Raw genomic sequence first — 23234 nt, forward strand, 5'->3', positions numbered from 1 at the left:
GCAGACAGCACCAGGCCGCGTAACCTTATCAGGTGCTGTCGCAAAAAAGGCCGCTATTATAATGGAAAAAGGCTGACAGGATAAGTGGAGCCACGCTAAAGCACGGCATTTCCTGTTCCCTTTTCACCGGGTTGCGTCAATATACTGCCTTACAGGATAATTACCATCACACTCAACGACAGGAGTCAGGCGTGACACTTCGTATCGGTTTGCCGCAATGGCACCACGCACACTGGAAACGCTGGGGAATTGAAACCCTGGCGGACTACGCGCGTTATTTCCAGACCGTTGAGGGCAATACCACGCTGTATGCACTGCCGGATCCCGAAACCGTGTTGCGCTGGCGGGATATGACGCACGATCAGTTTCGCTTCTGTTTTAAATTCCCCAGCACAATCAGCCATCAGGCAGCACTGCAAAACACCGATGACTTACTGACCGACTTTTTTCGCCTGATGCATCCGCTTGCCGATCGCATCGGTCAGTACTGGCTCCAGTTGCCTGCCAGCTTTTCTCCCGCCCAACTCAGCGATCTGTGGCGTTTTCTGGATAGTCTGCCTGCCTCTTTTTCCTATGGCGTGGAAGTGCGGCATGCCGCTTTTTTCGCGAAAGGTGAGGCTGAGCGCGCGCTGAATCGTGGCCTGCTCCAGCGCGGCGTCAATCGTGTGGTGCTGGACAGCCGTCCGGTTCACGCCTCAACGTCACAAAGCGCGGCGGCGCTGCACGCCCGCCAGCAAAAACCGCGCGTCCCGCCGCATGCGCTGTTAACAGGACCGCGCCCGATGATCCGCTTTGTCGGCAGCGATAGTCTTGAAGAAAGCCTGCCGCTGTTTCGCATCTGGCTGACGAAACTGGCTGAATGGCATACGCAAAGTGAACCGCTGGTTTTCATTCACACGCCCGACATGGGCCAGGTCTTTCCGCTGGTGCAGGCCTTGTGGCCTGAACTGCAAAAAATTGATGCCAGCATCGGTCCCGGGCCGGACTGGCCGCAACAGGATTCGCTATTCTGATAGCGACCGGCAGCATCACACCTCTGGCAAAAGTAAAAATAAGGAATCAATAATGATAAGCGCGTTATATGTGGTGATCGGGGCCTTACTGATCATGAAATTTACCCTGAATGTTGTGCGCTTACGGCGACAGCATCATGTGGCTTATGGCGATGGCGGTCATCACGATTTACATATGGCCATCCGGATTCACGGCAATGCCATTGAAACGATCCCGCTGGGGTTATTATTGCTGATTGTGCTGGAGATGAACGGCGCGAATATCTGGATGGTGCACCTGACCGGCATCCTGTTTTTCATTGGCCGGGTGTTGCATGCACAGGGCCTGCGCAACGATGTCATGAGCAAACGCAAATATGGCATGATGCTGACGTTATTCTCGCTGTCCGGTATGGTAATTTTTAACCTGATTTACCTGCCCTGGCCACTCTTGCTCAGCTTGCGTTAATGTTAACGGCGTAAAGGGTGCAGGCCGCGGCAGTTTCTGCCAGAATAGCGCCCTTTCCGCCGTCTCTTCGGATTTTCGTTATGTCTGATCGCGATCAACTCTTTTCTGCGCCCATTGAAAAACTGGGCGACTGGACGTTTGACGAGCGCGTGGCTGAAGTGTTTCCCGACATGATTCAGCGCTCAGTGCCGGGCTATTCCAACATCATTTCGATGATTGGCATGCTGGCAGAACGTTTCGTCCAGCCCAACAGCCAGGTATTTGACCTGGGCTGTTCACTAGGCGCTGCCACGCTCTCGGTGCGCCGCAATATTCACGTGCCCGGCTGTCAGATTATTGCTGTGGATAATTCGCCGGCCATGGTGGAGCGCTGCCGCCGTCATATCGATGCGTTTCGGGCGGATACGCCGGTTACGGTCGTCGAAGCGGATATCTGCGATATCGCCATTGAGAACGCGTCACTGGTGGTGCTCAATTTCACCCTGCAGTTTCTTGAACCGCCAGCCCGCCTGACGTTGCTGACCAAAATCTGGCAGGGGCTGAATCCCGGCGGCGCGTTGGTGCTCTCTGAGAAGTTCAGCTTTGAAGATCGTGACGTCGGTGAACTGTTGTTCAACATGCATCATGACTTTAAGCGCGCCAACGGCTACAGCGAACTGGAAATCAGCCAGAAACGCAGCATGCTGGAAAATGTGATGCTCACCGATAGCGTAGAAACGCACAAGGCGCGCCTTAAACAGGCCGGTTTTTCTCATGCTGAGCTGTGGTTTCAGTGTTTTAATTTTGGTTCGTTGGTGGCATTAAAATGATCGACTTTGGCCGTTTTTATCAGCAAATCGCCGTGGGTCCCCTGGCAAAATGGCTGGAGGTGCTGCCTGCGCAAATCAGCGAGTGGCAGCGTGAAAATCTGCACGGGCACTTCCGTGACTGGTACAAGTCGCTGGAATATTTACCCCAGCTGGAACCTCAGCGGCTGGACCTGCTGCACAGCGTCAGCGCCGATCGGGACGATATCAGCGATCGGCACCGTCAGGGCATTGAGAAACTGCTGCGTAATCTGATGCCCTGGCGCAAAGGCCCCTATTCGCTTTACGGCACCGAAATTAATACGGAATGGCGCTCAGACTGGAAATGGGATCGCGTGCTGCCACACATCTCCTCGTTAGCCGGACGCACTGTACTGGATGTGGGCTGTGGCAGTGGCTACCATATGTGGCGCATGATCGGGGCAGGCGCGCACCTTGTGGTCGGTATCGATCCCATGCAGCTGTTTCTGTGCCAGTTCGAAGCCGTCCGCAAGCTGTTAAATGACGACCGCCGCGCCCACCTGCTGCCGCTCGGCATCGAACAGCTGCCGGTACTTCAGGCGTTCGATACCGTGTTTTCCATGGGCGTGCTTTATCATCGCCGTTCGCCGCTGGATCATCTGATGCAGCTGAAAAATCAGTTAGTGAGCGGCGGCGAACTGGTCCTGGAAACGCTGGTGATTGAAGGCGATGTGAATCAGGTGCTGGTGCCGGGCGAACGCTATGCTCAGATGCGCAACGTCTACTTTATCCCCTCCGCCGAGGCGCTGAAAAGCTGGCTGGAGAAATGCGGCTTTATCGATGTGCGCATTGTAGACTTTGCCGTAACGACCACAGATGAACAGCGCCGGACCGACTGGATGACCAGCGAATCGCTGGCGGAATTCCTTGATCCTGCGGACAGCAGCAAAACCGTTGAAGGTTATCCCGCACCGCTGCGTGCGGTGCTGGTCGCCACCAAGCCGTAATGCTCAGCGGCGAGACAGCGCCAGTTTCGCCGCGAAGCCAATAAAGACGCAGCCCGTCAAACGATCCATGATTGTCAACACGCGTGGCTTCCTGAGCTGTGCCGCAAAATAGTGACTGCTGCCAATCAGCACGCTGCTCCAGATCAATCCAGTCACCATATGTGTCAGGGCCATCAGGGTGCACCAGACCGGGACCGAGCCGCCCTGAGGGATAAACTGCGGTAAAAATGTTACGTAGAAAACGCCCACTTTAGGATTCAACAGATTCCCCAGTAACCCACGCAGAAAGCAGGCCAGATGCGTTTGCTGCGACGGCGTTTCGGCGGGCAGCGCTGCATTCTGGCGACGCGGATGCCACAGTAACCTGACGCCCAGACAGAGCAGATAGGCTGCGCCAGCCCACTTCAGCAGGTTATACGCCGTTTCCGATGCCAGCAGCAGCGCCCCCAGCCCCAGCCCGACCGCAATGCCCCACGACAGACAGCCCGTCGCCACGCCCAGCGCGGCCGCACTGGCTCGTCGCCAGCCCTGTGCCGCCGCCGATCGCAAAATTAATGCCGTATCGAACCCCGGCGTCAGGGTCAAAATGATGATCGCAAACAGAAAAGCGAGGAATGAAGTCGTCACAGGCGTACTCCTGATTAGAAGTGCTTAACAATAACAAGCGTTTTTCACGCTGTACAGACAGCCAGGCGTGATTAACTGCTACGCTTTTTAGTGGCGTTATTAGCGGGCCGGTAACGGTCTCAATTGAAAAACCAGGAGCTACGATCATGAGTAAATTTATTTTCTCTTCGCCTCGCAAATATGTACAGGGTGCGGGCGTGCTCGATGAACTGGGAGAGTATGTCACGGAATTGGGCAATCACGCTTTCGTGGTGGCTGACGATGTCGTCTGGGGGCTGATTGGTGAGCGGGCGCAGTCTACGCTGGAAAAAGCAGGCATTACCCTCAGCCGTCAGCAGTTCAATGGCGAAGCCTCCAGTAATGAAATTACCCGGTTAAGTCAGCATGCGCAGCAGCAGGGCTGTAACGTGGTGATTGGTTTGGGTGGCGGCAAAACGCTGGATACGGTAAAAGCCGTGGCCGATGAACTCAAACAGCCGGTAGTGATTGTGCCCACCATTGCCTCAACCGATGCGCCCTGTAGCGCGCTGTCTGTTATCTATTCCGACAGTGGCGTTTTTGAAAGCTACCGTTTCTACAGTAAAAATCCCGATCTGGTGTTAATTGATACCGCCGTGTGCGCCGCCGCGCCCGCCCGCCTGTTCGCGTCCGGCATCGCCGATGGTCTGGCGACCTGGGTGGAAGCCCAGGCGGTGGCCCGTAGCCATGCGAAATCGATGGTCAATGGCGATCCGACTATTGCCGGTCTTGCCATTGCCCGGGCCTGTGAAGAGACGCTGCTGACGTGGGGCTACAGTGCCTATATCGCCGTCTCGGAAAAACGCGTCACGCCAGCGGTAGAAGCGGTAGTGGAAGCCAATACATTGCTGTCCGGTTTAGGCTTTGAAAACGCCGGTCTGGCTGGTGCGCACGCGATTCATAACGGATTCACCGCAATTGACGGCGATATCCACCATCTTACTCACGGTGAAAAAGTGGCCTACGGTACGTTAACTCAGATGGTGCTTGAGCAGCGTCCCGATGAAGAAATTGCCCGCTACATCCGCTTCTACCGTTCGATCAATATGCCGACCACGTTAAAAGAGATGCATCTGGACGGGGTGAGCTGGGAAGATCTGGTAAAAATCGGCGCGCTGGCGAACAGCGAGGGCGATACGCTGAAAAACCTCAATCCTAACCTGGCACCGGAACAGATCGCCCATGCGCTGCTGGGCCTGGATGCGTTCAGTAAAACGGTAAAATAGGGGCTATTCCGTCGCCTCAGTGGGTTTGTCCCAGTACTGATACTTATAAACCGCACTGAGGTGACGCTGCACCGTGCCTTTCTCAAAAACTTCGGTTTCATTCAGGTAACTCAGGGTGCAGTTGCCCTTGTCATCCCAGAACTGGCATTCATCCACGGTGCGCAGAGTGCTGACGTCGGTTGATGCCGTGCCGTTCAGGCGCAGCTCCCGCCCTTTATCGTCATAGGTATAGGTGTCTTTTCGCCGGGCAGAGGTGGTGCGGGTGACGAGGCCCTGCGGACTCCACGTGTAACGGTATTCCCCGTTGCTGACGGGATCGGTTCCGCGCGCAATGCTTTTCAGCAAACGATAGTGTTTATCGTAGCGGTACGTGGTGTCCGTGAATCCCGATTTGCCCATGCTGATGAATTTGTCTGAAGCGCTGATAATATTGCCGTTTTTTCCCTTATGCCAGTTGATGGTGCCTTGTCGGTTATCCACCACCACTTCCTTTCCCTGTTTCAGCACTTTTACCAGATACGCATATTCGGCCACCCAACCTTCCTGCACACGCACCAGATGTTGTTCCATGCTCAGAATGACGTTACGCTCATTTTTGTCATAACTGATATCCGCCACCAGCAGGTCGCCACAGGGATCAAACTGCCCCAGCACCCGCTTTTGCGAATTGACGTCTTTGCCAAACTCCCCTGCGACAACCTGACGTACCGCCCCTTTCGCACTGCCGCCCAGCAGAATCCAGTTATTACTGTCAGAGACCGCTTTACTGTTTGATTTGCACGCGGCAAAGGTTAAGGGCGCATGGCATCCCATCACGGTGAGAACAGCGGAAAGCAGAATGCATCGCATGGCAGGGCCTCTGACATCAATGTCGATTAGGGTTAAGCTGATGACCCGCAACCGGGGAACAGAACAGGGAAAGCAAAGCCGCGTTGACGGCAAACGGCGACACAGAATGCACGCAATGCGTTGTTTCATCATCCACTATAGCGGAATACCGGACAAAAAATACCCCAGCAAATGTGCTGGGGTTTGGTACTTGCAAACATCACGTCATCAATCGGCGTGCTGCGCGGCAAAACTGGTTATGAGTCAGGCCACCCGGGCGGTATTCATTTGCATGACACTTTTCATTGCCTCTACAACATCACCATCGACGCAGTAACGGCTGAACTCATCAATTTCGGCTTCGGAACACATGGAAACACCCGCTTTGCGGTAACGCATCGGTGATGCCACCAGGTGGCTTGCCGAGCTGTGTACCTCACGAATATCTGCATCAAGAAACTTTTGCAGGTTACTTAAACGAACGCCAGCACCTGCCATAATGATAGGACCGCTGCTGTATTCATTAAGTTCCCTCAATAATGCAATTCCGTTTTCCGCACTCTGCTGCTGCCCGGAAGTGAGGATACGTTTCACGCCAAAATCGGTTAAAACATCGAGCGAACGTTTTGGCCGGTGGCAGAGATCAAAGGCGCGATGGAAGGTCACCGCCATGCCGTCGCACAGCGCCATGATCTGCCGCATCTGCCCCACATGAATATGGGCATCTTCATCCAGCATCCCTAACACTACGCCCGGAAAGCCCAGTTCGCGAATCCGCGCGACATCCGATTTCATTGCCTCGAACTCCCGGCTGGAATAGCAAAAATCTCCGCCGCGCGGGCGGACAATAGGATGCACCGGAACAGAAATGTCACGACGGGCGAATTCCAGCATGCCAGCAGAAGGTGTCAGGCCGCCTTCACGCGGTGCCGCACAGAGTTCAATTCGATCGGCCCCCGCCTGTTGAGCGGTTAAGGCACAATCCACCCCATAGCAACAAATTTCCAGTGTGGTCATTCTCTTCTCCTTTACATGACGTCCTGTTCACGCCAAATTCGTCAGGTATGCTTATCCCTTAGAACAGTTTACGTGGAAAACTAACTATGACATTCAATTTTGACCAACGGATAGACCGCCGTCACAGTGATAGCCTTAAATGGCACAAATATGCGGGCCAGGATATTCTGCCGTTGTGGGTAGCGGATACGGATTTCCGATCGCCTGCCCCCATCATTGAGGCCATTAAAGCCCGCGTTGATCATGGTGTTTTCGGCTATGGCGATAAGCCTCAGGGATTTATCGATGCGCTGATTGCCCGCTGTAAATCACGCTATCACTGGGAAGTTAAACCGGAATGGGTGGTCGTGTTGCCCGGCGTAGTCTGCGGGTTAAATCTGGCCGTGCGGGCGTTTACCGCGCCGCACCAGGGTGCCGTCGCGCCGCATCCCATTTATCCCCCTTTCCGTTCAGCCGCGAAGCTGGCTGAACGTGATCAGTTGAATCTGCCTCTGACGTTGCAGGAAGGCCGCTGGGTCATGGATCTCACTGCAGCAGACGGCCACATGCAGGACAAAACCTTGCTGATGCTTTGCAATCCGCAGAATCCTGGCGGCACGGTTTACCGCCGGGAAGAACTTGAAGCGCAACTGGCCTTTGCGCAGCACCATGATTTAATCGTCTGCTCTGACGAAATTCATTGCGATTTACTGTTAACGCCGGGGCTGCAACATATCCCCTTTGCCTCCCTGAGTAATGATGCGGCCCAACGGAGCATTACGCTGCTTTCGCCATCCAAAACCTTCAATATTGCCGGGCTGGGCGCTTCCGTCGCTGTGATCCCGGATCCTGAACTACGGGCGCGATTCACCGCCGTGCGCCAGGGCATTGTGCCCTCAGTCGATATTCTGGCCCTGGTTGCGGCGGAAGTCGCCTGGCGGGCCTGTGATGACTGGCTTGATGCCCAGCTTGATTATCTGCGCGGCAACCGGGACTGGCTGGTTTCCGAAGTCAATGCGCTGCCCGGCCTCAAAATGACCTCTCCGGAAGGCAGTTATCTGGGCTGGATCGATGCGCGAGAACTCCAGGTTGCCAGCCCGGCGCTGTACTTTGAAAAACACGGGCTTGGCTTCTCGCCAGGGCGCGACTTTGGTGATGACGGCTTTGTACGAATCAATTTCGGCTGTCCCCGCGCCTTGCTGGAAGAAGCCGTCAGACGGCTCAGACGCGCGGTTGAAGCCCGGGGCTAACGCTGTTCACTGGCCACAATCTCGTCCAGTCGCCATGGGTGAAACTTAATCGTGGTTTCCCCATCGGTCACTGCCAGCGTAGGATTCGGCAGACGCTCGTTTTCCCCTTTCGGTGAGCTGGTTTTGAATGAAATACCCGGCTGCGTGAGCGCCTGATCGGACAGTAGCGCCATGGCACGCATGCCCAGTGTTTCAGGCTCGCCTCGTAATACCACCTCAATATGTTCCCAGCGCTCGTGGCGGTAACGTTTTTCACCCGGCCAGGGCAGCTCAACGACGTCTATCGCCCAGCCGGCAATCATTAACGGTTGGTGCAGCTTAAATAAACATACCGGTCGTCCGTTAATCATCGCCGCCGAGAACTGCTCCCCGAGTTGCAAAAACCCTTTTTGCCAGCGTTCGGCCGTCGCATTCTGATGACACCGCACGGCCACATGATCGACGTCGAGGTCTGTGGGGTTTAATCCCAGACGCTGTGAAAAATTTTGTAACCGTTCTTCGAAAGCCGCTAAATCGGCCTGTAAATCGTCCAGTTCGGGTGGGAATATCATGCTCACCGTAAGCTGTCTCCTCACTTTTTTATGACCAGGGAATGCCGTAACTCATTGTTACTGAACTATCGTAATGAACAAAAGGGTAAGATTCATCTTATTTGGCGGGCGTTTTACGAGAAAAGCAAAAAATTAACGCTTTTAATTCAGATTAATCTTCTGGTTAGATCCACCTTTTCGTTGACAAAAGTAACTTAAGTTACTGTTTTGTATAGTTATCATTAACACAATAAGATAAGTCTTACTTAACGGTGGCATGATTGCAGCCTGCATAGCTTTCTATTAAATTTGCATTAACACTATTATAAGGAAAGTTTTTATGACGATGCTCATCGTAGTTGCCATCTTAATTGCACTGATGGGGTTTGCCCTTGCGCGCCACTGGAAGGTACGTGCAGACAAAAGTGTTAAAAACGCGCGCCGCGCGCGTCGTCGCTAATCTCTGCGGGAAACATCTTCGGCTCTGTTTCCCTGCCTTTATCCCGCTACTGACTCACGCTGACAATTCACGTATACTTTTTCCCTCATTTTTTCCTTTTGCCGGGCCAGGACCTGTGGTCATTGCACCCGGCAGAATCATGACGACAGCCCGCTGCCCAAATAGCGTGCTTTTCTCTGCATATGTAAGGTAACCCGGTGAATATTCAGGCGCTTCTTTCCGCAAAAGTCAGTCAGGCAATGGTGCTGGCTGGTGCTCCCTCCGATTGTGAACCTCAGGTTCGTCAGTCGGCTAAAGTTCAGTTTGGTGATTATCAGGCTAACGGCATCATGGCCGTGGCGAAAAAACTGGGCCAGGCGCCACGACAATTAGCTGAAACCGTGATTCAACATCTGGACCTCACTGGCATTGCCAGCAAAGTGGAGATCGCGGGGCCGGGCTTTATCAACATTTTCCTGGATCGTCAGTGGCTGGCCGACCATGCCCGGCAGGCGCTGAATCATCCGCGCCTTGGCGTGAACCCGGTCGAACCACAGACAATCGTCGTGGACTACTCTGCCCCCAACGTGGCGAAAGAGATGCACGTCGGCCATGTGCGTTCCACCATCATTGGCGACGCCGCGGTGCGCACCCTCGAGTTCCTGGGCCACAATGTGATCCGCGCGAACCATGTGGGCGACTGGGGCACGCAGTTCGGCATGCTGATTGCGTTTCTTGAAAAACAGCAAAATGAAAACCACGCGGAGATGGCGCTGGCGGATTTAGAAGGTTTTTACCGTGAAGCCAAGCGCACTTACGATGAAGATCCTGAGTTTGCAGAGCGTGCGCGCGGCTATGTCGTGAAGTTGCAAGGCGGTGACGACTACTGCCGTCAGATGTGGAAAAAGCTGGTTGATATCACCATGACGCAAAACCAGCATATCTACAACCGTCTGAACGTCACCCTGACGCGTGATGATGTGATGGGTGAGAGCCTCTATAACGACATGCTGCCGGAAATTGTGGCCGATCTGAAAGCCAAAGGTCTGGCCGTCGAGAGTGAAGGCGCCACCGTGGTATTCCTGGAAGAATTCCAGAACAAAGAAGGTGAGCCGATGGGCGTGATCATCCAGAAAAAGGATGGCGGCTATCTTTACACCACCACCGATATTGCCTGTGCCAGGTATCGCTATGAAACCCTGCATGCGGACCGCGTAATTTACTACATCGACTCACGTCAGCATCAGCATTTACAGCAGGCGTGGACCATTGTCCGTAAAGCCGGCTATGTGCCCGCGTCCGTTCCACTTGAACATCATGCGTTCGGTATGATGTTGGGTAAAGATGGCCGTCCGTTTAAAACCCGCAGTGGCGGCACCATTAAGCTGTCAGATTTGCTGGATGAAGCCTATGAACGCGCGTACACGCTGGTACGCGAGAAAAACCCGGACATGACGGAAGAGGAAGTCAGCACGCTTGCGGAAGTCGTCGGCATCAGCGCCGTGAAATATGCCGATCTGTCAAAAAGCCGCACCACTGATTACATTTTTGACTGGGATAATATGCTGGCGTTTGAGGGCAATACGGCGCCTTACATGCAATATGCTTATACGCGCGTGCTGTCCGTGTTCCGTAAAGCCGGTATCGACGCCGATGCGATTCAGGCAGAAATCGTGCTGACGGATGACCGTGAAGCCCTGCTGGCAACGCGTTTGCTGCAGTTTGAAGAGGTCATTACGCAGGTGGCACGCGATGGCACACCGCATGTGATGTGTGCCTATTTGTACGATCTGGCGGGCCTGTTCTCAGGCTTCTACGAGCACTGTCCGATTCTGGCCGCAGAGGACGACGTGACGCGCCTGAGCCGTTTACAGATTGCGGCACTGACCGCAAAAACCCTGAAACTGGGCCTGGATACGCTGGGGATCAAAACGGTCGATCGCATGTAATCTGTTAAGGCGCTGAGAGCTGACTGTTCTCAGCGCCTGCCTCAACCTCGCCCTTCCCGCTCTGCCCGTCACCCGCACAATTTTCCTTCATGTAGCGTCATCTTTGCCATTGCCCTCCCTGACTCCACGATACAAAGGCGTTAATTCGTATTTCAGCACCAGAGATGATCGCAGCACGCGCCGTGCAAACCCGCTCAGGCAACCCTGATGTCGCGTATATCAAGGTCCTGTCGGGACATGATTCTTTTCTTATTCCCGCGCTCTACTATAAGCCCGCGTTTTATCAGGTTTAACGTGTTAACGAGAAAGGAAGAATAAGTTGATGTTAAGAAAAGCGTTTGCCGAGCTGTTCGGCACCTTCTGGCTGGTATTCGGAGGCTGCGGCAGCGCCCTGCTCGCCGCGAATTTTCCCCAAACCGGGATTGGGTTTGTGGGCGTGTCTCTGGCATTTGGCCTCGCCGTACTGACAATGGCCTTTGCGGTAGGCCACATTTCGGGCGGTCACTTTAATCCCGCCGTCACCCTGGGCTTATGGGCCGGTGGCCGCATCGACAGCAAGACCATCTTGCCCTACATCGTGGCACAGATGGCTGGCGGTATTGCGGCGGCGGGCGTGCTGTATCTGATCGTCAGTGGTCAGGCTGACTTTACGATGGCAGATAAGGGTTTCGCTGCCAACGGCTTTGCGGCGCACTCGCCAGGCGGCTATTCCCTCTGCGCGGCCGTCATCACTGAACTCGTACTCAGCGCGTTCTTCCTGGTGGTTATTCAGGGTGCGACGGATAAACGCGCGCCGGCGGGTTTCGCTCCCATTGCGATTGGTCTGGCATTAACGCTCATTCACTTAATCAGTATCCCGGTAACCAATACCTCGGTGAATCCGGCACGCAGTACCGCGATGGCTGTTTTTCAGGGAGGCTGGGCGTTACGGCAGCTGTGGGTTTTCTGGCTGGTACCGATAGCGGGTGGCGTTGCAGGGGGATGGCTTTAGCGCTTTCTGCTGCAAAAAGACGCGTAGCCTGAACCGCGTTATGACATCGGGGGTGATCGGGCAGACCGACAGCATCAGTCTCTTGATGATGCTTGTCAGTCTGCCATGAACAGGGCGAAAAAGGCTTAGTGGTAGTTGACCGTCACCGCTGTGCTGACGACCTTCAGCCCCGGCGGCAAACTTCCGCCACCGGCGAAGCCAAACACCATATGTAACGTTTCACCGGCGGCGACCTCAGCCAGACCGCGTGTGCTGCCGCTGGCACCGTCCAGTTCGGTACAACGCTGTTCTGCACAGAGCCGGACCTGTAAACCGGAAGGCACCGGTTGGGTAAACTGATAACGCCAGTTCACCACGGTGATCGCCCCACTGACCTGACCTGGCGGGGTCAGCGGCTGCGACGACTGCCAGCTTCCCCGATTCGCCATCAGTGGACCCGCCGCGCTGGCGCTCCAGGCACCGTCAGCGGCCTGAGCAAACAGCGGAAGCAGCAGCGAAAACAGCATTAGCGATCTCATTGTTTGCCACCGATGGTTGCGGTCATGCGAATCTGACGGTTATCGCTTAATTCCATATTGGACAGCACCACCAGCTGCGGCATGTTACGGCGCAGGAAGCGTGCCAGTAAAGCGCGTAACGGATGATTGACCAGCAGGACAGGCGGCGCGCCCATCATTTCCTGCCGTTGCAGGGCCTCCTGCGTCTGGGCTAACAGCCGATCGGCCAGGCCTGGCTCAAGTCCGCCACCGCCCTGCAAGGCCTGCAGCAGCAGGCGCTCCAGTGTCGCATCCAGGCCAATCACCTGCACTTCACCCGTGCCCGGGAACCACTGCTGCGTAATCGCTCTGCCCAGCGCCACGCGCACCACGCTGGTGAGTTCCTGCGGATCGCTTTGAACCGGCGCATGCTCTGCCAGGGTTTCAATAATGGTGCGCATATCACGAATCGAAACGCGCTCAACCAGCAGGTTCTGGAGGACTTTGTGCAGCGTTGTCAGCGTAATCACGCCAGGCACTAAATCTTCGGTCAGTTTCGGCATCTCTGAGGAGACGCGGTCCAGCAGTTGCTGCGCTTCCTGACGGCCAAACAACTCACTGGCGTACTGGCCAATCAGATGATTAAGGTGCGTCGCCACAACGGTACTGGCTTCTACTACGGTAAAGCCCTGAATCTGAGCCTGCTCTTTGAGCGCACCGTCAATCCACACCGCCGCCAGGCCAAAGGCAGGATCGACGGTTGCTTCACCCGGCAAGGTACCCGCGGCTGTGCCGGGGTTAATCGCCATCCAGCGTCCTGGATAGGCATCACCGCTGCCGATCTCCACGCCTTTCATTAAAATGCGGTAGCGCGCGGGTGGCAATTCCATGTTGTCACGGATATGCACCACCGGCGGCAGAAAGCCGACATCCTGCGCCACTTTTTTACGGATACTGCGGATACGACCAAGCAACTCACCGTTCTGGTTGTGATCGACCATCGGAATCAGGCGGTAACCCACTTCCATGCCCAGCGTGTCTTCAAGCTGCACATCAGTCCAGGAGGCTTCGGCAGAGGCAGGCGTTTCCATGGATTTTGCGATGCTGCTCGGCGATTCGACATTCTTCTTCGGCTGCATCTCGCGGCCACGTAACCACCACGCCAGCCCCAGTAAGGCCGCCGTAAACAGCAGGAACACAAAGTTAGGCATGCCAGGCACAAGCCCCAGCAAACCGATTACGCCGGCACTCAGCATGAGGACGCGCGGATCTTTGAACAGTTGCCCGACCATCTGCTCGCCGACGTCCTGGTCGGTTGCCACGCGCGTCACGATAACACCCGCCGCGGTAGAGATGACCAGCGCAGGGATCTGTGCGACCAGACCGTCACCGATGGTTAACAGCGTATAGGTTTCTGCCGCGTGGCCCGCATCCATACCATGCTGAACGATCCCCACCAGTAAACCGCCGATCACGTTGATGACCATGATCAAAATACCGGCGATGGCATCCCCGCGTACAAACTTACTGGCACCGTCCATCGAACCGTAAAAGTCCGCTTCCTGAGTCACTTCGGCGCGACGACGCTTCGCTTCATCTTCGCCAATCAGACCCGCATTCAGGTCGGCGTCGATAGCCATCTGCTTACCCGGCATCCCGTCAAGCACAAAGCGCGCACCCACTTCGGCGATACGGCCCGCACCTTTGGTGATAACCATAAAGTTGATGATCACCAGGATGATAAACACCACGATCCCGATGGCGAAGTTTCCGCCAACCAGGAAGTGGCCAAAGGCTTCCACCACCCGTCCCGCCGCCGCGGCACCGGTATGCCCTTCCAGCAAAATAATACGCGTAGAGGCTACGTTCAGCGACAGGCGCAGCAGGGTCGAAAACAGCAGAATGGTGGGAAAGGCCGCAAACTCCAGCGTGCGCTGGGTAAACATGGCGACCAGCAGCACCATAATCGACAAGGCAATGTTAAAGGTAAACAGCAGATCAAGGATAAACGGCGGTAAGGGCAGAACCATCATCGACAAAATCATGATGATCAGCACCGGACCCGCAAGGACCTGCCATTGCATGTCTTTGAAGTTGCCTGGAAGGCGTAGTTTAGCGGCCAGATTAGCCATCGTTTTTGCTCTCTCCTGCAAAGTCCATCTCTGCCGGGACCGGCAGGTCTTTAGGTTTTACGGGCACCAGGCCACCTTCGCGCTTCCAGCGGCGAAGCTGCCAGACCCAGGCCAACACTTCCGCGACGGCCGCATAAAGGGCGCCAGGAATGTGTTGCCCGATTTCGGTATGACGGTATAACGCACGCGCCAGCGGCGGTGCTTCCAGAACCGGAATGCGGTGTTCTGCGCCCAGTTCACGAATGCGTAAGGCGATCTCGCCAGCGCCTTTGGCAATAACCTTGGGCGCACTCATTTTCTTCTCGTTATATTGCAGCGCAACCGAATAGTGTGTTGGGTTGGTAACGATCACGTCGGCCCTGGGCACATCGGCCATCATGCGACGACGGGCTGCCGCGCGCATCTGCTGACGAATGCGCCCTTTCACGTGCGGGTCACCTTCCTGCTGCTTGTGCTCATCGCGAATTTCCTGACGTGACATCCGCAATTTTTTAAAGTGGCTGTAAAGCTGCCAGAAAACGTCGTATCCCACCATGGGGATCAGGCCGAGCATGACCAACGCACAACAGATAGCGATCATGTCCATGCCATGGATCAGGGCTGTGGTCGGCGACTCGGCAATCAGCCGAAGCATATCGGGCCAGTGCGTCCAGATGTACCAGCCTGCCACGCAGCCCACCAGAATGGTTTTCAGAATGCCTTTAAACAGCTCCGTCCAGGCCTGCGCGGCGAACATGCGTTTGAAGCCTGGCAACGGGTTCAGCTTGCTAAAATCCACTTTGATGGATTTGCCGCTGATGACCACGCCGCCCAGCAGCATCGGTGAGGCAATGGCCACCAGAACCAGCCCGCCCAGAAGCGGCAGAAGCGCGGCAATGGCCTGCATGATCAGATTACCGACGTGGGCGATGATAATTTTGTCATCGGTCACCATGCCGTGGTCGAAACTGAGTCCGGTTGACACCATTGCCGCCAGTCGATGGGCCATTGCCGTCCCGCCAACCCATAAAATCATGATGCCTGCCAACAGCATCAATAGTGAGGTTAACTCGCGCGAACGCGGAATCTGGCCCTCTTCACGCGCTTTTTCAAGTCGGTGGGCCGTGGGCGATTCTGTTTTGTCCTCATCACTGTTTTCTGACACCACAAACCTCGGTTGGCAGGAATTCTGAGCATAGAATGCCAAATTTGAGTTTGGTTAAAGCGTGGATAAAACGTGAAAAACACATGCTCTTTCACGGATAGCAAAAGAGAAAAGCGGAGTGGCCCGCGGTGAGCAGGCCACTTTTCAGAAGGGACCATCGCAACGTCGCGATGGCGAGACAGCCAGGTGATTAGAAACCGAGGCTGTCCAGCAGGTCATCCACCTGATCCTGGTTCGCAACAATGCCAGGGGCGGCAGCGTTAACCTGAGGACCGTTAAGCAGCGTAGTGCCAACCTGACGTTTTTCGGCGCTCACTTCTGGCATGTTTTCCAGCAGCACCATTAACAGCTGGCGCTCGATCTCCTGAATCACATCCATCATGCGTTTGATCACCTGACCGGTGAGATCCTGGAAATCCTGCGCCATCATGATGTCGAGCAACTGCTTGTTAGTAAAAGAGGTGTGCTCAGGCACTTCCCCTAAATACTGACGCGTATCCGTCACCAGCTCGCGCGCATCGGCAAGTTCGATAGGATTCTCAAACCATGCATCCCAGCGTCCTTTAAGCGCAATCGCTCCCGCTTCCATTTTGTCCTGGTGCGGTTGCGCTGCTTCGACGCTGTTCAGCGCCCGGTCGGCCGCCTGAGCGGTCTTTTGCACTACATAGTCCAGACGATCACGGGCGTCAGGAATGGCTTCAGCAGCTTCTGCAATGGCCTGATCCAGCCCCAGCTCACGCAAACTATCACGCAGCATGCGTGTCAGTGAACCGATGCGGGAAATGATATCTTGTGCCGCGGCTTGCTCAGCTGATTTCGGAAGGTCGCTCATCACATCTCCTTACATACCCAGTTTTTCAAAAATTTTGCCCAGCTTCTCTTCAAGCGTGGCGGCCGTAAACGGCTTAACGACATAGCCGCTTGCACCCGCCTGAGCGGCAGCAATGATGTTTTCTTTTTTCGCTTCAGCCGTCACCATCAACACAGGCAGACTGGCCATGGCCGCATCTGCGCGAATGGTCTGCAGCAGTTGCAGGCCATCCATGTTAGGCATGTTCCAGTCGGAGATAACGAAATCGAAACCACCTGCCTTGAGTTTGGTTAACGCATCGACGCCGTCTTCCGCTTCTTCTACGTTATTGAAGCCCAGCTCTTTCAGCAGGTTACGGACAATACGACGCATCGTATTGAAGTCGTCCACCACTAAAAAGCGCATATTTTTGTCAGCCATATCTACTCCTGTGTTATCTCGCCCGGCAGGACGGGCCTGTTAAATACGCAATGCCTGTCCGGCGCTAATTTTCGCCAGCATGTGCTGGCTGATGTTGCTTAAATCCACTACTTCGCTCACACCGCCGCTGGCTATCGCCTCGCGTGGCATGCCAAAAACGACACAACTTGCTTCATTTTGCGCGATGGTCCAGGCGCCGGCACGATGCATTTCCAGCATGCCTGCTGCCCCATCGTTACCCATACCGGTCAGGATCACGCCAACGGCATTTCGCCCGGCGTTGATCGCCACCGATTTAAACAACACATCGACTGACGGTTTATGACGGTTAACTGGCGGACCGTCGTTCAGCTTCACGACATAGTTCGCACCACTGCGACCCAGCTCCATGTGCATCGCGCCGGGCGCGATATAAGCATGGCCAGGAAGAATACGCTCACCATCTTCGGCCTCTTTCACCGTAATCTGGCAGAGCTTGTTTAGCCGCTCGGCAAACGAACGGGTAAATCCCGGTGGCATATGTTGCGTAATCAGCAGCGCAGGGCTGGTGGCCGGTAGCGGCTGCAATACGTGGCGGATGGCTTCTGTACCGCCCGTCGATGAACCAATCGCAATCAGCTTTTCACTACTCAGCAGCGGACCGGCTTTCAGCGTGACCGGGGCAGGCATGGTGGTGCGCACATGCAGACGTGCCCGGGCAGCCGCGCGAATTTTATCGCCAATCATCTGGCTGTAAGCCAGCATACCTTCACGAATCCCTAACTGTGGTTTGGTCACGAAATCCACCGCACCGAGCTCAAGCGCGCGCAGCGTGATTTCTGAACCCTGTCCCGTCAGTGATGACACCATCACGACCGGCATCGGGCGAAGACGCATCAGTTTTTCAAGAAAATCCAGTCCATCCATGCGCGGCATTTCAACATCCAGCGTCAACACCTGCGGATTAAACTGTTTAATTAAATCGCGGGCCACTAATGGATCCGGGGCCGTCGCCACCATTTCCATATCAGGATGACTGTTGATGATTTCTGTCATCAGTTGCCGCATCAGCGCAGAGTCATCTACGCACATCACGGTAATTTTGCTCATCATCTTTCCTTCGTCAGTCCATAAACGGTTTGCCCACGCAGCCAGAACTCTTTACTAATCTGGCTAAAGTTTTCTGAGTGTCCGGCGAACAGGATGCCGCCAGGCTTAAGCAGTGGAACAAAACGACGTAGAATTTTTTCTTGTGTTTCTTTATCGAAATAGATCATTACGTTACGGCAGAAAATGGCATCGAACGGACCCGGCAGGTTCCAGTCGTTGGCCAGCAAATTCAGCTGACTGAAATTCACCATATTCGCCAGTTCGGGGCGCACACGCACCATGCCAGCATGCGGGCCCGTACCCCGTAAAAAGAAACGTTGTAGCTGTGCAGGCGACAGCGTCCGTAATTCTTCCTGGCGGTAAACGCCCGCCACGGCTTTTTCCAGAACCTGGGTATCGATATCACTGGCATGGACCTGGAATTTACCGGGTCCGGTTCCCAGCGTTTCGGCCAGGGTAATCGCGATAGAGTAAGGTTCTTCGCCCGTTGAGGCGGCCGTGCTCCAGACGCTGAAATTGCCCTGACGTTTACGTGCATGTTCCGCCAGGATAGGAAAATGGTGCGCCTCGCGGAAAAAAGCGGTCAGGTTAGTGGTCAGAGCGTTGATAAACGCCTGCCACTCAGCACTGTTAGGATCGTTCTCCAGCAGGGCCAGGTAGCGACCAAAATCATCAATATTCAGCGTGCGCAGACGACGTACCAGACGGTTGTAAACCATCTCGCGCTTATGATCGGCCAGCACGATACCCGCGCGCTGATAGATGAGCTGGCTGATACGGCGAAAATGGGTATCGGAGAGGGGCAGCCGCTGCACCATCTGTGAGAGCAGCGTTGTCGCCTCTGGTTGATCTAATAACGTCGATTTCTTCATCTTTGCACCTGGCCTGAACTACACCTGTTAAACGTCTGCTGCTATGCCCAGCCGCACATCAGCGGTTGGGCCATCCAGGCAATTAGAAGGTTTCCCAGTTCTCATCATTGCGTGATGAGGGTTGGCGAATGCCCTCTGACGGACTTTCTACACGTAAACTTTTTGCCGCCGTTGTCTTGTTAACGGCCTGCGTGACAATTTCTTTACCAATATTGAAGACAGAAACCGCTTGTTTTAAGTTGCTGGCCTGATCTTCCAGTGCCGCAGCGGCGGCGGCCGACTCTTCAACCAGCGAGGCGTTCTGCTGTGTCACGCGATCCATCTCGGTCACGGCCAGGCCAACCTGGTCGATGCCACGGCTCTGTTCGTCTGAAGCAGAGGCAATCTCTCCCATGATGTCGGTGACGCGTGTGACGGCGCTGACGATTTCGTTCATGGTATCGCCTGCGCTTTCAACCAGGACTGAACCGGTATTCACGCGACTGACGGAGTCCTCAATCAGCCCTTTAATCTCTTTCGCCGCCTGTGCACTGCGCTGTGCAAGATTGCGCACCTCACCGGCAACCACCGCAAAGCCACGGCCCTGCTCACCTGCGCGTGCCGCTTCCACGGCCGCATTCAGTGCCAGGATATTGGTCTGGAAAGCAATGCCATCAATCACGCTGGTGATATCGGCAATTTTTCTGGAACTGCCCGCAATTTCTTTCATCGTGGTCACGACACCGTCCACCACTTTGCCGCCCTGCTGTGCGGTTTCAGAGGCATTCAGCGCCAGCGTCGACGCCTGACGGGCATTTTCAGCATTTTGCTTCACGGTCGCGGTAAGCTGTTCCATGCTGGCAGCGGTTTGCTCCAGCGAAGCCGCCTGCTGCTCTGTTCGCGACGACAGATCGTTATTCCCTACGGCAATTTCGCTGGCGCCGGTATAGATCGCATCGGCCCCATCACGGACGGTGCTGACCGTACGGACCAGTTCACGTTGCATCTCCTGCAGAGACGTCAGCAAATCGCCAATTTCATTACGTACGGTAATGGCGATAGGCTGCGTCAGGTCACCCCGTGCGATATGCTGGATATGATCGATGCTCTGTTTTAACGGGCGAATCAGCAGGCTGCGCATAAGATTCCACACCAGCACGATCACCAGCAGCGTAACGACCAGCGTCCCCGCAACCAGCATAATCATGCGCTGATAAGCGGCATTATTGGCATCGATGCCTTTCTGGCTCAGTACCAGGTTGTAGTTAAGCCAGTCGTCATAATCTTTTTGGAATTTGTCCTGATAACTTTGTGTCGGCTGATCAACAAACCCTTTAAAGTTGCCGTTGCCCAGAAACACAATCAGTTCCGCCAGACCATCGTGGAATTGTTTGTAATTGGCCTGTAGCGTCAGCACGTTAGCCGCACTTTTTCCTTTCTCTGACAGGTTGGCATTGAATAATTCATAGCCCTTTTCAGCCTGTTTCAGCTCACTGTCAGCCAGCGCCACCAGCTCTTTTACGGTGGCTCCCGAACCTGCCATCTGCCCATCCTGCAAATAACGAATGCCCGCACGGTTTAAGGTATTACGTGCCTGGACAAGCGCAACCCATGACGTTCCCATGGCGCGTTGCAAGGTGCTAAGACGCTGGTTATAAGCAAAGTTTTCTTTATCTTCCGTAACCGTTTTGAAAAATACCCCACCCGAGAAAACCTGCAGCAAGGCAAAAAGCCCCAGTACACACAGGAGGCCGGTGACAACGCGTACTCGACTAAACATAGAAACCTCATTCATTAGCAATTCGATTCTGTTTATCGGCCCGCGCAGGCGGAACTTTACTGACAGCGTGAATTGATCATCACGCTGGCAGTAAAAACTGTCAGAACGCTTAAGTACGGGAGATTTTGAAGACGGAAACGGCCTGGGACAGTGAGCTCGCCTGTTGCTCCAGCGCGGCGGCGGCGGCGGCAGACTCTTCCACCAGCGAGGCGTTCTGTTGCGTCACGCGATCCATTTCTGTCACCGCCTGCCCCACCTGATCGATACCGCGGCTTTGTTCATCCGATGCCGAGGCAATTTCACCCATGATGTCGGTCACGCGGGTGACGGCACCCACAATATTATTCATGGTGCTACCCGCGCTCTCGACCTGCTGCGAACCACTGTCAACACGAGCAACAGAATCTTCAATCAGCCCTTTAATCTCTTTGGCAGCCTGCGCACTGCGCTGCGCCAGGCTACGTACTTCGCCGGCGACAACCGCGAAGCCACGGCCCTGCTCGCCTGCACGCGCCGCTTCGACGGCGGCGTTCAACGCCAGGATATTCGTCTGGAAAGCAATACCATCGATCACACTGATAATGTCAGCGATTTTCTTAGAACTGTCTGCAATTTCTTTCATTGTGCTGACGACGCCATCCACAACTTTGCCACCCTGCAAGGCGGTTTCAGATGCGGTATGGGCGAGTTGTGAAGCCTGACGCGCATTATCCGCATTTTGTTTCACCGTGGCGGTCAGTTGCTCCATGCTGGCGGCGGTCTGCTCAAGCGAGGCCGCCTGCTCTTCCGTGCGTGCGGACAAATCGTTATTGCCCGCGGCGATTTCGCTGGCACCCGTAAAGATCGCATCGCAACCGCTGCGGACTTCACCCACCGTTGTCACCAGAGATTGTTGCATCTCACGGATACCGGCGGCCAGTTGGCTCATCTCATTACGGCCTTCTACCTTCACTGGCTGCGTCAGATCACCGGAGGCAATCGTGCGGATATCCACCAGCAGACGTTGCAGAGGATAAATCAGCACCTGGCGCAGGCCAAACCAGCAACCGATGATCACCACGACCACCAGAGCGCCGACCATGCCCAGCAACCACATCATCTGAGTAAAGGCTTGCTGGTTTTGTTCTGCACCGTGGGAAGACAGCTCGCTCTGCTTAAGACGCCAGGCCGTATAGGTGGCCTGCATGGCCTGCTGCTTCTGTTCAATGTTCTGTTTGAACATGCCTTCCAGATCTTTGGCTTTCAGGCTGGCGATCATCCCGCGCAGACCGGTCAGATAGGCGGCAAAATGGTTTTGTAACTGATCGCGCATTTCGGTATCCGCGCCTGGCGTTTCCGGAATGGCATTAAACTCGGCAAGATACTGCTCACCTTTATTGGCTTCGCTAATGGCTTTGTCCGTCAGGCTGTCCAGCTGACCGCCGTTCATTTGCGATGCCAGACTGGTTTGTAACCGCAACATGGCGCGGTTGAGCGTAGTACGTGACTGGTTCAGAGCCATATAGGCATCCGTCATGGCCGCCACGTTGCGTGTTGAAATCTGCGACAAGGCAAACGCCGCTTTATCATTATTGAGCGCTGACCAAAACAGGCTGCCTGACAGCAGTTGCAGGGCACCGAAAAGCATCAGTACCGTAATCAGACTGGTCACCACTTTTATCCGTTTTAACATCTTTTTCCCCGACTAAATAAGTAACGTGCAGGGGCTGTATCGGCGGCAACGCAGGATGTTTTAGCCATTTCGCTTTTAAAAAGGGGTTCAAATGACTTTTGTAATTATTGAAACCAGAGCAATATGCTAATCCTGGAGCAGGATCACAGACAGCGTGTTTTTTGAAAGGTCGACGGGTGAAGGAAAGGCGGTGATGACAGGTTCGGCGTGCAGAATAACAACACGGGCCAGCGTTGGCTGGCCCGTGTTTAACGATTACGCGGTACGCAGGTTGTCGACCAGCGCCATCTCTTCGCTGCTCAGCAGCTTTTCGATGTCGACCAGAATCAACATGCGCTCGCCCAGTGCACCCAGACCTGTCAGGTACTCTGTTGACATAGTCACAGCGAACTCAGGTGAAGGACGGATCTGTTCCTGCGTCAGCGACAGGACATCCGACACACCGTCAACCACGATACCGACGACGCGGTTTTCGAGATTCAGCACGATCACCACGGTATTTTCGTTGTACTCAACGTCTGGCTGTGAAAACTTCACGCGCAAATCGATAATTGGCACGATAACGCCGCGCAGGTTTGTCACGCCGCGAATAAAATCAGGCGTGTTGGCAATGCGGGTTACCTGATCGTAACCACGAATTTCCTGAACCTTCAGAATATCGATGCCGTACTCTTCATCACCCAGCGTGAAGACCAGGAACTCCTGTCCAACGGTTTCGCCAGCAATTTTTGTCACGGTTGCCATTCCACTCATGTTATTTACCCTTTCGT

General features: G+C 54.8%; 22 protein-coding genes. 8 read left to right on the forward strand and 14 right to left on the reverse strand.

The annotated features are described in order from the left end of the window. The first annotated feature begins 191 nt into the window (after positions 1-191). The 4 genes from RAC65_RS03340 to cmoB all read left to right on the forward strand — a co-directional run bounded on the left by RAC65_RS03340 (position 192) and on the right by cmoB (position 3235). On the forward strand, positions 192-1013 hold the full coding sequence (locus tag RAC65_RS03340; RefSeq protein ID WP_006120264.1) for a DUF72 domain-containing protein: 822 nt from the start codon (positions 192-194) through the stop codon (positions 1011-1013). Positions 1014-1065: 52 nt separating this feature from the next. Then, positions 1066-1461 (forward strand): MAPEG family protein, encoded by a 396-nt coding sequence (locus tag RAC65_RS03345; RefSeq protein WP_033741986.1) that lies wholly within the window; start codon positions 1066-1068, stop codon positions 1459-1461. An 80-nt stretch (positions 1462-1541) separates the two neighbouring features. Continuing rightward, positions 1542-2270 carry a carboxy-S-adenosyl-L-methionine synthase CmoA gene (cmoA, locus tag RAC65_RS03350; protein WP_006120262.1) on the forward strand — a complete coding sequence of 243 codons (729 nt, stop codon included), beginning with the start codon at positions 1542-1544 and terminating at the stop codon, positions 2268-2270. Further along, on the forward strand, positions 2267-3235 hold the full coding sequence (cmoB, locus tag RAC65_RS03355) for a tRNA 5-methoxyuridine(34)/uridine 5-oxyacetic acid(34) synthase CmoB (protein WP_375096347.1): 969 nt from the start codon (positions 2267-2269) through the stop codon (positions 3233-3235). The genes cmoA and cmoB overlap by 4 nt, the downstream gene beginning before the upstream one ends. 3 nt (positions 3236-3238) lie before the next feature. Here cmoB and RAC65_RS03360 read toward each other — a convergent pair whose 3' ends face one another. Then, the gene (locus tag RAC65_RS03360; protein ID WP_375096348.1) at positions 3239-3862 is read right to left on the reverse strand and encodes a LysE family translocator; all 624 of its coding nucleotides are present in this window, start codon (positions 3860-3862) and stop codon (positions 3239-3241) included. Positions 3863-4008: 146 nt separating this feature from the next. On the opposite strand from RAC65_RS03360, the gene RAC65_RS03365 reads away from it, so the two are divergent. Continuing rightward, on the forward strand, positions 4009-5106 hold the full coding sequence (locus RAC65_RS03365) for a glycerol dehydrogenase (RefSeq protein ID WP_033741989.1): 1098 nt from the start codon (positions 4009-4011) through the stop codon (positions 5104-5106). A gap of 3 nt (positions 5107-5109) precedes the next feature. Here the strand turns inward: RAC65_RS03365 and RAC65_RS03370 are convergent, their stop codons facing one another. Together RAC65_RS03370 and cutC are read right to left on the reverse strand one after the other, a co-directional pair. Next, the gene (locus RAC65_RS03370) at positions 5110-5955 is read right to left on the reverse strand and encodes a hypothetical protein (protein ID WP_054633639.1); all 846 of its coding nucleotides are present in this window, start codon (positions 5953-5955) and stop codon (positions 5110-5112) included. 243 nt (positions 5956-6198) lie between these two features. Beyond that, positions 6199-6951 carry a copper homeostasis protein CutC gene (gene cutC / locus RAC65_RS03375; RefSeq protein WP_375096349.1) on the reverse strand — a complete coding sequence of 251 codons (753 nt, stop codon included), beginning with the start codon at positions 6949-6951 and terminating at the stop codon, positions 6199-6201. 86 nt (positions 6952-7037) lie between these two features. Here cutC and RAC65_RS03380 point away from each other — a divergent pair, with 86 nt between their 5' ends. After that, positions 7038-8180, forward strand: coding sequence for a MalY/PatB family protein (locus RAC65_RS03380; protein WP_375096350.1), 1143 nt, complete (start codon positions 7038-7040; stop codon positions 8178-8180). Here RAC65_RS03380 and RAC65_RS03385 read toward each other — a convergent pair. Further along, a complete protein-coding gene (locus RAC65_RS03385) occupies positions 8177-8737 on the reverse strand; it encodes a VOC family protein (protein WP_006120255.1) in 561 nt (186 codons plus the stop codon). The genes RAC65_RS03380 and RAC65_RS03385 overlap by 4 nt on opposite strands. Positions 8738-9367: 630 nt before the next feature. On the opposite strand from RAC65_RS03385, the gene argS reads away from it, so the two are divergent. After that, positions 9368-11098 carry an arginine--tRNA ligase gene (gene argS / locus RAC65_RS03390; RefSeq protein WP_006120253.1) on the forward strand — a complete coding sequence of 577 codons (1731 nt, stop codon included), beginning with the start codon at positions 9368-9370 and terminating at the stop codon, positions 11096-11098. A gap of 322 nt (positions 11099-11420) precedes the next feature. Further along, on the forward strand, positions 11421-12089 hold the full coding sequence (gene aqpZ, locus RAC65_RS03395; protein WP_375096455.1) for an aquaporin Z: 669 nt from the start codon (positions 11421-11423) through the stop codon (positions 12087-12089). Between the two features lie 125 nt (positions 12090-12214). Here aqpZ and RAC65_RS03400 read toward each other — a convergent pair whose 3' ends face one another. The 10 genes from RAC65_RS03400 to cheW all read right to left on the reverse strand — a co-directional run bounded on the left by RAC65_RS03400 (position 12215) and on the right by cheW (position 23217). Further along, on the reverse strand, positions 12215-12607 hold the full coding sequence (locus RAC65_RS03400) for a flagellar protein FlhE (protein ID WP_033741996.1): 393 nt from the start codon (positions 12605-12607) through the stop codon (positions 12215-12217). Beyond that, a complete protein-coding gene (flhA, locus tag RAC65_RS03405; protein WP_033741997.1) occupies positions 12604-14697 on the reverse strand; it encodes a flagellar biosynthesis protein FlhA in 2094 nt (697 codons plus the stop codon). The genes RAC65_RS03400 and flhA overlap by 4 nt, the downstream gene beginning before the upstream one ends. Beyond that, positions 14690-15841, reverse strand: a complete 1152-nt coding sequence (gene flhB / locus RAC65_RS03410; protein ID WP_162285809.1) for a flagellar biosynthesis protein FlhB — start codon at positions 15839-15841, stop codon at positions 14690-14692. Before flhB ends, flhA begins: the two co-directional genes overlap by 8 nt. 190 nt (positions 15842-16031) lie before the next feature. Next, positions 16032-16673 carry a protein phosphatase CheZ gene (gene cheZ / locus RAC65_RS03415; protein WP_006120247.1) on the reverse strand — a complete coding sequence of 214 codons (642 nt, stop codon included), beginning with the start codon at positions 16671-16673 and terminating at the stop codon, positions 16032-16034. Positions 16674-16682: 9 nt separating this feature from the next. After that, on the reverse strand, positions 16683-17072 hold the full coding sequence (gene cheY, locus RAC65_RS03420; protein WP_006120246.1) for a chemotaxis response regulator CheY: 390 nt from the start codon (positions 17070-17072) through the stop codon (positions 16683-16685). A 39-nt stretch (positions 17073-17111) separates the two neighbouring features. After that, positions 17112-18161 (reverse strand): chemotaxis response regulator protein-glutamate methylesterase, encoded by a 1050-nt coding sequence (locus tag RAC65_RS03425; protein ID WP_006120245.1) that lies wholly within the window; start codon positions 18159-18161, stop codon positions 17112-17114. After that, entirely contained in the window at positions 18161-19033 is an 873-nt protein-coding gene (gene cheR, locus RAC65_RS03430; protein ID WP_006120244.1) for a protein-glutamate O-methyltransferase CheR, read from the reverse strand. The genes RAC65_RS03425 and cheR overlap by 1 nt, the downstream gene beginning before the upstream one ends. A gap of 82 nt (positions 19034-19115) precedes the next feature. Continuing rightward, positions 19116-20792, reverse strand: a complete 1677-nt coding sequence (locus RAC65_RS03435; protein WP_375096351.1) for a methyl-accepting chemotaxis protein — start codon at positions 20790-20792, stop codon at positions 19116-19118. A 109-nt stretch (positions 20793-20901) separates the two neighbouring features. Further along, positions 20902-22464: a methyl-accepting chemotaxis protein gene (locus tag RAC65_RS03440; RefSeq protein ID WP_039343187.1), complete on the reverse strand. Its 1563-nt coding sequence runs from the start codon at positions 22462-22464 to the stop codon at positions 20902-20904. Positions 22465-22719: 255 nt separating this feature from the next. Next, positions 22720-23217: a chemotaxis protein CheW gene (gene cheW, locus RAC65_RS03445; RefSeq protein WP_006120241.1), complete on the reverse strand. Its 498-nt coding sequence runs from the start codon at positions 23215-23217 to the stop codon at positions 22720-22722. Between the last annotated feature and the right edge of the window lie 17 nt (positions 23218-23234).

Source organism: Pantoea sp. BS_8 (assembly GCF_041954965.1).
GTDB classification, from domain to species: Bacteria; Pseudomonadota; Gammaproteobacteria; order Enterobacterales; family Enterobacteriaceae; genus Pantoea; species Pantoea stewartii.

Coding starts and splice junctions, on each gene's coding strand:
- RAC65_RS03345 (WP_033741986.1), top strand. CDS start 1,066: ATGATAAGCGCGTTATATGTGGTGATCGGGGCCTTACTGATCATGAAA.
- cmoA (WP_006120262.1), top strand. CDS start 1,542: ATGTCTGATCGCGATCAACTCTTTTCTGCGCCCATTGAAAAACTGGGC.
- cmoB (WP_375096347.1), top strand. CDS start 2,267: ATGATCGACTTTGGCCGTTTTTATCAGCAAATCGCCGTGGGTCCCCTG.
- RAC65_RS03365 (WP_033741989.1), top strand. CDS start 4,009: ATGAGTAAATTTATTTTCTCTTCGCCTCGCAAATATGTACAGGGTGCG.
- RAC65_RS03370 (WP_054633639.1), bottom strand. CDS start 5,955: ATGCGATGCATTCTGCTTTCCGCTGTTCTCACCGTGATGGGATGCCAT.
- cutC (WP_375096349.1), bottom strand. CDS start 6,951: ATGACCACACTGGAAATTTGTTGCTATGGGGTGGATTGTGCCTTAACC.
- RAC65_RS03380 (WP_375096350.1), top strand. CDS start 7,038: ATGACATTCAATTTTGACCAACGGATAGACCGCCGTCACAGTGATAGC.
- aqpZ (WP_375096455.1), top strand. CDS start 11,421: ATGTTAAGAAAAGCGTTTGCCGAGCTGTTCGGCACCTTCTGGCTGGTA.
- RAC65_RS03400 (WP_033741996.1), bottom strand. CDS start 12,607: ATGAGATCGCTAATGCTGTTTTCGCTGCTGCTTCCGCTGTTTGCTCAG.
- flhA (WP_033741997.1), bottom strand. CDS start 14,697: ATGGCTAATCTGGCCGCTAAACTACGCCTTCCAGGCAACTTCAAAGAC.
- cheZ (WP_006120247.1), bottom strand. CDS start 16,673: ATGAGCGACCTTCCGAAATCAGCTGAGCAAGCCGCGGCACAAGATATC.
- cheY (WP_006120246.1), bottom strand. CDS start 17,072: ATGGCTGACAAAAATATGCGCTTTTTAGTGGTGGACGACTTCAATACG.
- RAC65_RS03425 (WP_006120245.1), bottom strand. CDS start 18,161: ATGAGCAAAATTACCGTGATGTGCGTAGATGACTCTGCGCTGATGCGG.
- cheR (WP_006120244.1), bottom strand. CDS start 19,033: ATGAAGAAATCGACGTTATTAGATCAACCAGAGGCGACAACGCTGCTC.
- RAC65_RS03435 (WP_375096351.1), bottom strand. CDS start 20,792: ATGTTTAGTCGAGTACGCGTTGTCACCGGCCTCCTGTGTGTACTGGGG.
- RAC65_RS03440 (WP_039343187.1), bottom strand. CDS start 22,464: ATGTTAAAACGGATAAAAGTGGTGACCAGTCTGATTACGGTACTGATG.
- cheW (WP_006120241.1), bottom strand. CDS start 23,217: ATGAGTGGAATGGCAACCGTGACAAAAATTGCTGGCGAAACCGTTGGA.